Origin of the sequence: Streptomyces sp. TRM68367, from assembly GCF_014495685.1 — a bacterium.
GTDB lineage: Bacteria > Actinomycetota > Actinomycetes > Streptomycetales > Streptomycetaceae > Streptomyces.
The window spans coordinates 26631-36624 of the sequence record NZ_JACTVI010000082.1 but is presented as its reverse complement, the minus strand read 5'-3'; the positions used below and the strand labels follow the sequence as shown (position 1 = coordinate 36624).

The 9994-nt window shown below is 72.2% G+C and carries 9 protein-coding genes and 1 pseudogene; 3 read left to right on the top strand and 7 right to left on the bottom strand.

Features of this window, described 5'->3' with window-relative positions; genetic code table 11:
• Nucleotides 1–66: 66 nt before the first annotated feature.
• Nucleotides 67–1347 (bottom strand): FAD-dependent oxidoreductase, encoded by a 1281-nt coding sequence (locus H8R17_RS34675; protein ID WP_187827194.1) that lies wholly within the window; start codon nt 1345–1347, stop codon nt 67–69.
• 200 nt (nt 1348–1547) lie between these two features.
• Between H8R17_RS34675 and H8R17_RS34670 the strand changes: the two genes are divergently transcribed.
• Complete coding sequence (locus H8R17_RS34670) at nt 1548–2006, top strand: DUF6214 family protein (protein ID WP_187827193.1); 459 nt, start codon at nt 1548–1550, stop codon at nt 2004–2006.
• A 57-nt stretch (nt 2007–2063) separates the two neighbouring features.
• On the opposite strand, the gene H8R17_RS34665 is transcribed toward H8R17_RS34670, so the two are convergent.
• Complete coding sequence (locus H8R17_RS34665; protein WP_316959612.1) at nt 2064–2726, bottom strand: DUF305 domain-containing protein; 663 nt, start codon at nt 2724–2726, stop codon at nt 2064–2066.
• Between the two features lie 191 nt (nt 2727–2917).
• Here H8R17_RS34665 and H8R17_RS34660 point away from each other — a divergent pair, with 191 nt between their 5' ends.
• Complete coding sequence (locus tag H8R17_RS34660; protein WP_187827192.1) at nt 2918–4420, top strand: LVIVD repeat-containing protein; 1503 nt, start codon at nt 2918–2920, stop codon at nt 4418–4420.
• Here H8R17_RS34660 and H8R17_RS34655 read toward each other — a convergent pair.
• The 5 genes from H8R17_RS34655 to H8R17_RS34635 all read right to left on the bottom strand — a co-directional run bounded on the left by H8R17_RS34655 (nt 4408) and on the right by H8R17_RS34635 (nt 8510).
• Complete coding sequence (locus H8R17_RS34655) at nt 4408–5094, bottom strand: TetR/AcrR family transcriptional regulator (protein ID WP_187827191.1); 687 nt, start codon at nt 5092–5094, stop codon at nt 4408–4410. The two genes, H8R17_RS34660 and H8R17_RS34655, sit on opposite strands and share 13 nt — an antisense overlap.
• A gap of 195 nt (nt 5095–5289) precedes the next feature.
• Complete coding sequence (locus H8R17_RS34650; RefSeq protein WP_187827190.1) at nt 5290–5979, bottom strand: HAD family hydrolase; 690 nt, start codon at nt 5977–5979, stop codon at nt 5290–5292.
• A 35-nt stretch (nt 5980–6014) separates the two neighbouring features.
• A complete protein-coding gene (locus H8R17_RS34645) occupies nt 6015–6731 on the bottom strand; it encodes a phosphatase PAP2 family protein (protein ID WP_187827189.1) in 717 nt (238 codons plus the stop codon).
• 177 nt (nt 6732–6908) lie between these two features.
• On the bottom strand, nt 6909–7841 hold the full coding sequence (locus tag H8R17_RS34640) for a M56 family metallopeptidase (protein WP_187827188.1): 933 nt from the start codon (nt 7839–7841) through the stop codon (nt 6909–6911).
• A 120-nt stretch (nt 7842–7961) separates the two neighbouring features.
• The gene (locus H8R17_RS34635; protein WP_187827187.1) at nt 7962–8510 is read right to left on the bottom strand and encodes a DUF5134 domain-containing protein; all 549 of its coding nucleotides are present in this window, start codon (nt 8508–8510) and stop codon (nt 7962–7964) included.
• Nucleotides 8511–8820: 310 nt separating this feature from the next.
• On the opposite strand from H8R17_RS34635, the pseudogene H8R17_RS34630 reads away from it, so the two are divergent.
• Nucleotides 8821–9736, top strand: a pseudogene (locus H8R17_RS34630) (GNAT family N-acetyltransferase).
• Nucleotides 9737–9994 lie beyond the last annotated feature (258 nt).

The following is a 9994-nucleotide window of genomic DNA, read 5'->3' as shown; positions in this document are numbered from 1 at the left end:
TCAGGTGGACTGGCAGTTCACCACCCACGATGCACGCATCAAACTGCGTCACCTTTATCCCAAATATTAGCCGCGACAGTCTACTAGGTCTGCCTCCGCCCGTTCGATGGCCTGCCAGCCTGTCCACTCCACCGGGTTGATGCCGTCGGCGCGCATGGCTGCGAGTGGGTCGGTGGGGACCTGGCGGTGTTCGAGCAGGGGGGCGTCCTCCAGGAGGGACGTCACTGTCTCCTTGGCGTCCGGGCGGTTGGTGCCGATGACTCCCGTGGGGCCGCGCTTGATCCAGCCCGCCACGTACGCGCCCGGTACGACCGCGCCCTCGTCCAGTACGCGTCCGGCCAGGTGGGGGACCGTGCCGGTCGCAGCGTCGAACGGGAGGCCCTCCAGTGGTACGCCGCGATAGCCCACCGAGCGCAGGACCAGCTGGGCCGCGATGTCCTCGTACTGGCCTGTGCCGGTCACGCCGCCGTGGCCGTCCGGTGCTGTGCGTTCGAAGCGTACGGCGCCTACGTGACCGTCCTCGGGCAGGACTTCGACCGGGCGCAGGAAGAAGCGCAGGCGGATGCGGCGGTGAGCGCCTCGCGGCTGTGTGTCGGCCCAGCCGCGGAGGACCTCGACGTTGCGGCGTTGTGCGGCGGGGAGTCCGGAGGGGTCGGTGTACGCCGGGTCCAGGGACAGTTCCGCCGGGTCCACGGTGACGTCGGTGTCCGGGAGGGCGCCCAGTTCGCGCAGTTCCTTGGTGGTGAAGCGGGCCTGGGAGGGGCCGCGGCGGCCCACCATCTGGATGTCGGTCACGCGGCTCGCGCCCAGCGCGGTGAGCGCGGCCTGCGGCATGTCGGTCGGGGACAGGTCCGGCACGGCGCGGGCCAGCATCCGCGTGACGTCGACGGCGACGTTGCCCACGCCGATCACCACGGCCGACCGCGCCCCGAGCACGAAGCCGTCGTCGACGGCGTCCGGATGCGCGCTGTACCAGGACACGAACTCCGTCGCCGACCAGCTGCCCGGCAGCTCCTCGCCGGGGATGCCCAGGCGCCGGTCGGTGGCGGCGCCCACGCAGTACACCACCGCGTGGTACAGCTCCCGCAGCCGCTCGGCCGGCATCCCGCCGGGGCCGACCTGGACACCGCCGAGGAACCGCACCCGGTCGTGCTCCAGCACCGCGCGCAGGTTGCCCTGCAGGGACTTGATCTTCTCGTGGTCCGGCGCCACGCCGTACCGGACCAGGCCGTACGGGCACGGCAGCCGGTCGAGGACGTCGACGCACACCTCGGGATCCAGCTGGACAAGGCTCTGGGCGGTGTAGCACCCGCTCGGCCCGGAACCGACGACGGCGACACGCAGCACTGCGGAACTCCTCACCCCGGGGGACGTCCAGGAGTCGCTGATGAGTCCAGCATCGCACCGCGGGCGCTCCGCTGACAGGGTGCTGTGCGCCGTACGGGAAGCGTGTTCATTCGTATGGAATGTGATCATGCGGTTTCGTTGCGTGTGTGCTTGAAGCATCCTTTCTTAATCTGTCCGACCGGTGCCCCGAGGACGGTGCGGTGTCCGTGCGGCCCGCGTGGGAGGTACGGGAGAACGGCGACGCCACGTCGTGGCTGACCGTCCGGCTGGAGTTCGGCGACGGCGCCCGCGTCGACGCGCTCGCCGTGGTCTCGCCCGAGGGGTGCCTCTCCGTCGAGGACGTACGGGCCCGGCCGGCGCTGTCCCTGGACGACCTCGCGGTGCTCGCCGACTGGATCGAGGGGCTGGTGTGCGAGGCGTGCGGCACGGCGCCCGGATCCGACGGGTGCGGGGGAGCGCGCCGGGCCCGGCCCGCATGGCCGCGCGGCGTCGAGGGGCGCCGGCTCGTCGCGCAGAAGTACCGCGCGGCCCAGGAGGAGGGCGCCGACCCCGTGCTCGCGGTGATGTGCGCGACCGGGCACAGCCGGCGCCGGTCGCTCAGGCTGATCGGGCAGGCGCGCGACGACGGCTTCCTGGCGCCGCGTCGCGCCCGGCGCTGAGCGGACCGGGCAGGGGCCGAGTCCGCGGGCCGCTCAGGGCGCGAGTCCGCAGGCCGCTCACAGCATGGCGCGCATCCGCGTGATCTCGCTCGTCTGCTGGGCGATCACGTCGTCGGCCATCTCCTCGATCCGGATGTTGTTGCCCTGCCCCTTCACGTCCGTGGCCATCGTGACCGCCCCCTGGTGATGGGTGATCATCAGCGTCAGGAAGAGCTCGTCGAACGCCTTCCCCTTCGCCGCGCGCAGCTTCGTCAGCTGGGCCTCGGTCGCCATGCCCGCCATCGCGCCGTGGTCGTGCCCCGTGCCCTTCTCCGGCTTGCCGTGGGACCTCAACCAGCCTTTCATGGCGTCGATTTCAGGCCCCTGTGCGACCGAGATCCGCTCGGCGAGGCGCTCCACCTTCGCCGACTCGACGCGGTCCGGGACGAGTTCGGTCATCACCAGGGCCTGGGCATGGTGCTCGATCATCATCTGTGCGTAGGCGACGTCCGCCGAGTTGGGGGAGTCGTCCTCGGCTCGCTGCTCGGCGGCCTCCTGCGCGCTCAACTCGCGGTTGGGCTCGCCGGGTCTGCCCGGCGCGAGCACCGAAGGCCCGCTGCCCGCGGCCGCCTTGGCCTTGTCGCCGGACTCCCCCGAGTCGCAGGCCGTGAGCGTGGACAGGGCCAGAACGGCCAGTGAGGCCGATACGAGGAACGCGTGGGACGCACGGCGGATGAGCACAACGACCTCCTGTGGCGGGCGAGATGGGGGATACCGGGTGGGTGTGATCAACGTCCTAGCACGTTTCCATGCGTTACTGGTCGGAAAACTTCTTTGCGGGATCGTTTTCCTCTGTTGGTATGTGCATGGCGAAGACAATACTTCGTGATGCATGAACCGTTCCGCAGCGGAACGGCACAAGGGAGGAAACAGTGATCCTGTTGAAAGACCCGCGAACACGGCGCAGATGTCTGGGGGTCGGCGTGGCCGCCGCCGGGCTGCTGGCCACGCTGCTCACCGCGGCCCCGGCCGGCGCGATCCCCGACCCCGGGGACGGCCCGTCCGCGCCGAAGGACGTCTCCAAGAGCGCGCAGGCCGAGGTACGGGAGGCGATGGCCGACGGCGAGATACCCGGCAAGGACGAGATCGTCCACACCGACAACATCGAACACGTCGCCAACGTCCCCAAGGACGCGCTGCCCGGCACCAATTCGGACCTGGCCTTCCAGGGCAGGTACGCGTTCGCCGGCAACTACGACGGCTTCCGCATCTTCGACATCAGCAACCCGAAGGCGCCGAAGACCGTCGCGCAGGTGCTGTGCCCCGGCTCGCAGAACGACGTCTCCGTCTCCGGCGACCTGCTGTTCCTGTCGACCGACTCCTCGCGCAGCGACAGCAGTTGCAACAGCACCACGCAGCCGGCGACCGAGAAGTCCTCGTGGGAGGGCATGAAGGTCTTCGACATCAGCGACAAGCGCAACCCGAAGTACGTCGCCGCCGTCGAGACCGCCTGCGGCTCGCACACCCACACGCTGGTGCCCGAGCGCCGCAACGTCTACGTCTACGTCTCCTCGTACTCGCCGAGCGCCACCTACCCGGACTGCCAGCCGCCGCACGACGGCATCTCGGTCATCAAGGTGCCGCGCCACGCGCCCGAGAAGGCGAAGGTCGTGGGCTTCCCGGTGCTGTTCCCCGGTGAGGGACCGGACGGCGGCGGCAACCCGGGCGCGCCCACCAACCCGGGCGTCTCGAAGACCACCGGCTGCCACGACATCACGGTGCTGCCGTCCAAGGACCTGGCCGCGGGCGCCTGCATGGGCGACGGCATCCTGTTCTCCATCAAGGACCCGGAGCGCCCGAAGGTCATCGACCGGGTGCAGGACAACGTGAACTTCGCGTTCTGGCACTCGGCGACCTTCAACCAGAAGGCGAACAAGGTCGTGTTCACCGACGAGCTGGGCGGTGGCGGCGGCGCCACCTGCAACGCGGCGACCGGCCCGAACCGGGGCGCCGACGGCATCTACGACATCGTCGGCAAGGGCGACGAGCGCGAGCTCGTCTTCCGCAGCTACTTCAAGATCCCCCGCCACCAGGCGGACACCGAGAACTGCGTGGCGCACAACGGCTCGCTGATCCCGGTCAAGGGCAAGGATTTCATGGTCCAGGCCTGGTACCAGGGCGGCGTCTCCGTCTGGGACTTCACCGACTCCTCGAACCCCAAGGAGATCGGCTACTTCGAGCGAGGCCCGCTGTCCACCGACCAGATCGTCACCGGCGGCTCCTGGTCGGCGTACTACTACAACGGCTACATCTACTCGAACGACATGGCCAAGGGCTTCGACGTCCTGAAGATCAACGACCGGCGCACGGACCCGGCCAAGTGGGTCCGGATGCACGAGCTCAACGTGCAGACGCAGCCGGACTACTTCGACTGACCGTCCGTGCGGCACCCGGGTGCCGCCCCGGTCGCGAAGAACCGTGACAGGTCCGTGTCACAGGTCCCGTCGGACGCCTTGGCGTCCGGCGGGACCCCCAGCTCCCAGTCGAGCCGGTAGCGCCGGAACAACTCGGCCCGCAGCACCGGCACCGGCATCGGCACCCCCGGCACCAGCGCCGCGTACACGGCACCCATCAGCAGCGCGCGCAGCCTCGGATAGTCGCTGTCGACGTCCGGCGAGCCGTTCCGGGCGACGGTGTCCCTGAGCAGTTCGGCCAGGCGCCGCTGCTCCGGGCACGGCACGAAACCCTCGGCCTGCAGCAGCCCGGCCATGTGCTCGCGCATCAGCACCGGCCGGTCCCGGGCCAGGCCCAGGATCGCGTCGATGGCCCGCGCCATCCGCTCCCGGCCGTCCTTGGTGCGCGGCTCGCGCTCCAGGGCCTCCTCCAGCGTGCGGTGCATCAACCGGTGCACGGCGGACTGCAGCAGCTGGCGCTTGCCGGGGAAGTAGTACGACACCAGTCCGCGCGCGGAGCCCGCCCGGTCGGCGATGTCGCCGAGGGTCGTCGCCTCGTATCCGCGCTCACCGACCAGCTCGACGGCGGCCTGCAGGAGCCGCTCCTTCGAACGCCTCCGCAGCTCTTCATTGACCGAGGCGCTGCGCGGGGACATGCTGTAACTCCTGCGTTGACTGGCTGCCAGCCAACTATACTCAGCGCGACCGGACAGTTCTTCTGCGGGACTGCCCGGCATTGCCGTCTGCCTCGGGCGACGCGGGGGATCGTCCGAGGCGGGCGCGCACAGGTGGCCGTCGTCGCAGGTCAGCGGTGATCCGAGGGCCTTGCGCCTTGCCAGGCGAGGCCCCGGTCAGGGCAGCAGGTCCAGCACCGCCCGCAGCCCGTCCGGCCGCTCGGCCGCCGGCCGGTGCTCCACGAAGTGCACCGCGCACCCCAGGGCGCTCGCGCCGCCGTCCGCCCGCCGGTCGTCGCCGACCATCAGCGTCTTGCCCGGATCGGCCCCGAGCGCCTCGCAGGCGAGGGCGAACAGCCGCGGATCGGGCTTCTGCACGCCGTGCTCGTACGACAGGACGTACGCGTCGACGAACGCGTCCAGGCCGTGCCCACGGAAGACCGGGCGCAGGTCCCAGCCGATGTTGCTGATCACGCCGACCGCGACGCCCCGCTCCCGCAGGGCGGCGAGTACCTCGGCGGCGTCCGGGTACGGCTGCCACGCGGCCGGGGCCATGTGCCGGTCGTACAGCGCGTCGTAGAGCGCCGGGTCGGGCAGCGGGACCTGCCGGGCGAGGCCGGTGTAGGCGGCCCGGTGCAGGTCGGCGCTCCGGTCGCGGATCCGCCAGACCTCGACGAGGTGCTCCGGAACCTGCGTGGGATTCGCCCCGCCCGGCAGCGCCCCGGCCGCCTCCAGCGCCCGCGCCGTGGCCGACACCTCCGGCTCGGGCAGGGCGACTCCGGCGCCGTCCAGGGTTCCGCGCAGCCAGGACTCGGTGGACTCGACGCGGAAGAGCGTTCCGGAGAAGTCGAACAGCACGGCGGTCATGGGAGGATCCTACGAGCTGCGTTCCGTCGTGGATCTCAGGGGGCCGCGTCCCGCATCGCAGCGCGGTGCTCTTCCGCGGCGGCGCGGTGCCACCGCCGGTGGACCAGCACCGCCAGCACCACGACCAGGGCGCCCAGCAGCCAGCCGCCGACGACGTCCGAGGGCCAGTGGACGCCCAGCCACACCCGGGTCAGGCCGACGCCGAGCACGGAAACCAGGGCCACGGCCAGCGCCGTGTGCCACAGGGCACGCGAGGTGCCGTGGTGGTGCAGCAGCCACAGCAGCAGGCCGCACACGACCACGGCGGACATGGCGTGGCCCGACGGGAACGCCGCGTAGTGGGCGGAGTCGACGGGGTCGGGCCAGACCGGGCGGGCGCGGTCGACCACGACCTTCAGGGACTGCTGCAACGCCGTGCCCAGCGCGACGGTCGCCACCAGCCACACGGCCGTCCAGCGCGCCGCGTGCCGCCACGTCAGCCACAGCGCGGCGGCGGCGCACAGGATGCGCATCGTCCAGGGGTCCCACACCCAGTCCGTCAGGATGCGGTTCGCGTGCGTGAGGCCGGGTTCGTCGACTGCCCAGCGGTGGGTGGTGCGGGAGACGTCGCCGTCCAGACTCGTCAGCGGGTGCCATCTGGCCGCGACCAGGGCGGTCAGCAGGACGGAACACAGGGCCAGGACACCGGCGCCGCGCGTTGCCGTGCGGTGCTGCGGCGGACGGGGCGGGGAGTCGGCGGACGAGGTGTGCATGGTCTGATCCTTGCCGACCGGTGGGGCCGGGGGCCAGCCCCGGGGGTGGTCAACTGTTGTTCTGGGAGAGGCATGGTGGCTGGACGGTCCGGGTTCCGCAGCTGTCGTTTTGACGGTGTCCGCAGCCATTGCGCCGGCCGATCCGGCGCCCGCGGCCCGGTGTGCGGCGCCTGCCGGTCAGCCCAGCGCCCGCAGCCCCGGGCCGAACGCCAGCAGCAGCGGTACCACGGGTACCAGTGCCGCCGCTGCCGTCAGTTGCAGGCGGCGAACGGGCGGCAGTCTGTCCGGGGGAGTGAGCAGCCGGTGCACGCGGGCCGGGACATGGGCCTGCGGGGTCGGGCAGGGGCCGAACACGCCGCGGTGCTTGTTGAGCTCGACCAAGGCCAGGGCGGTCGTCAGCCGGCCGAAGCGGCGGGAGGCCATGTCGTCGGCGGCGAGTTCGACGAGCCGGTGCATCTCGTCCCGGAACGCGGCGAACACCGGCACCTGCGGGAACCCGTGTGCCAGTGCGGCCGAGCAGTGCAGCAGCCAGTCGTGCCGCGCCTGCGCGTGCCCCTGCTCGTGGGCCACCACGGCGTCCAGCTGACGCCCCTTCAGACGGCGCAACGCGGCCGTCGTGACGACCAGTTGCGGGGGCGAGCCGGGCAGCCACCAGGCATCGGGCCGCTCGCTCTCCAGCACGACGAGCCGGCGCCCCCGCTCCTCGCCCGGCAACAGCGGGGCCCCGTCGATGAGTTCGGCCCTGCGCCGCCGACGGCGGGCCCGTGCCCGTACGACCTCCCGGGCCAGCATCACGGCGCTCCACAGCCCGCCGCACGCCAGCGCGGCCGCGGTGGCCGCCGCCCACGGCCCGGCCGTACCGAGCGCGTAGGCCTCCACCACCACGGACGGCGCCGTCGCGAACACCCGGCCACCCACCGCCCGCCACGCGGCCGCCGCGCTGAGCGTCATCGACAGCGCGCAGCACAGCAGCACGCCCGCGATCACGCACTGCCACATCCACAGGGCGACCACCGGTTCACGGTCCGGCCAGCCGGCCCGGGCGAGCAGCCGGGGAGCGAAGACGGCCGTGAGGGCGCCGAGCAGCAACAGTGCCGCGGGGAGCATCATGGGGGCAGCCTATGAGCGGCGTGCGGCTCCGGGGTACGGGCGGACGGGGCAAAGTGACGCAGGCAACGGCTCCGTGCACCGGACCCGGGGTGGCCGGGGACATGCGGCCGGGGGCCGGTCTCACATGGTCAGCAGCATCGCCACCATCGCGATGCCCATGGACAAGCGGCACGCCCGCGCCAGCTCGGGCCGGTCGCCCCACCCGGACCCGGTGGCCGGGCCGCCCGTGGCCCCGGCGGGGACGGGCACCAGCCGGACGCCCGTCAGCAGCACGTACGCCGTGAAGTAGAGCAGCAGCGCCCCGGTGAGGAGCGGTACGCCGGAGCCGCCGTGCGCGTGGGCGGGGGAGCCGGCCATCACCATCGCCATGTAGACCATGGCCGCGGTCCCCACCAGGTGGTGCAGATGGTGCGGGCTTCTCCGCGCCGCCCAGAGCGCGTCCAGCGCGGCCGCGCCGAACACGGCCGCGTAGGCGGACCAGGCCCACGACGGCGGGGTGAACACCGCCGCCGGCACCGCCATCGCGGCCATGCCGAAGCCCATGAGCGCCTCGCCGCCCGCGGTCCGGCGCTGCTCCCCGACGCTGCTGCGCATCCGCAGCAGGCAGTAGGCGCCGGTCGCCGCGCACAGCGCGACCAGCAGCCAGCCGGACGACGCCGGTCCGTGCACGGGCACCTCCCCGCTCGGCCGTCCCGCCCGCCGGGCGGTCTGTCGGTCGGTCAAGGGATGCCCGGGCCCGACGGCGCGCACGCGAGCGCAAGGATGTACACGGGGAGCATTCGAGGGAGCGCGGCAGGTGGCGGGTCGTCGGCCAGGGGAGCGAGCCGGTCCGACGTCTGTTCGGAGCACGATGGCCGGTCCTCGCCGATGCGGGGTGGGAAAAAATCCACTGGTACGCACCGCGGGCCCGACGTACTCTCGGCCCTGTACCGCACCGCATGGCGGTCCTCCAGCCCTTCACTCTGCCCGGAGGTTCCGCATGCCCGCGTCCACGGTGCGCCCCTTCCGCCGCGACGACCGCGACCAGGTCACGGAACTGGTCAACCAGCACGTCGCCGCCGTCGTCCCCGGCATCTCCGTTTCCGTGAACACCGTCCTGAGCGACCTGGAACGGCGGCCCGGCGAGTTCATCACCGACCCGTGGGTGGCCGAGTGGGTCACCCACGTCGCCGAGCAGCGACGGTACATCGTCGCCGCGGCCCATCTGCTGCGCTACCGGGCCGACGACGAGGTCGGCGAGAGCTACCGGGACGTCGGGGAGATCGACTGGTTCGTGTGCCATCCGACGGCGTCCGTCTGGCACGACGCCGACCAAGCCGCCGAACAGCTGATGTCCGCCTGCCTGGCGCAGCTCGCCCGCTGGAACGTCCGTCTCCGGTACGCCAGTGGCGAGCTGCCCGCCCCGGCGGTCTACGGGCTGCCCCGGAACTGGCCGCACATCCGCGCCGTCTACGAACGCGCCGGTTTCCGGCACGTCGGGCACACGGAGGTGATCCTGCTCGCGCGGGTGGCCGACCTGCCGTCACCGGCGCCGCGGCCGGGTGTGACGTACGCGCGCACGCTGGGGGATTGCGGCACCCGCCGCACGGCGTACGCCGACGGACGCGCCCTCGGTTTCATCGAGGTCGACACGGCCCTGACCCGCCCCGAGCGCAACGCGCGCGGCCGCGGGTCTCGCCGACATCGGCAACCTGCACATCGACCCCGCCGAGTACGGCACGGGCCTGGAACAGCAGCTCCTCGCGCAGGCCGCAGACTGGCTGCGCCTGTGCGGCGTCGGCCGGCTCTTCACCTACGAATCCGCCACCGACCAGACCATGATCGACCGGCTGGCCGGCGCGGGCTTTCGCGAACTGACCCGCACCGACCGCGGCTGGGAACACCGGCCGCGCTGACATCGGCGCCGTCTGGCGCGGGCCCCTGACCGGCAACCGTCTCGTTCCGGGGCCCGCGCCGAAATCCACCCCGGATCCGCGCCCGCCCTGTCTGAGCCCCGGCCGTGTCCGACCCGGCCGGAACCATCTCGGATCCGCACCCGGACCGGCTCAGGACCACCTCGGATCCGCACCCGGACCGGCTCAGGACCACCTGGAATCCGCACCCGGACCGTCTCGGACCCGGCCCGGCATCCCCTGGCACCCGCACCGGGGACC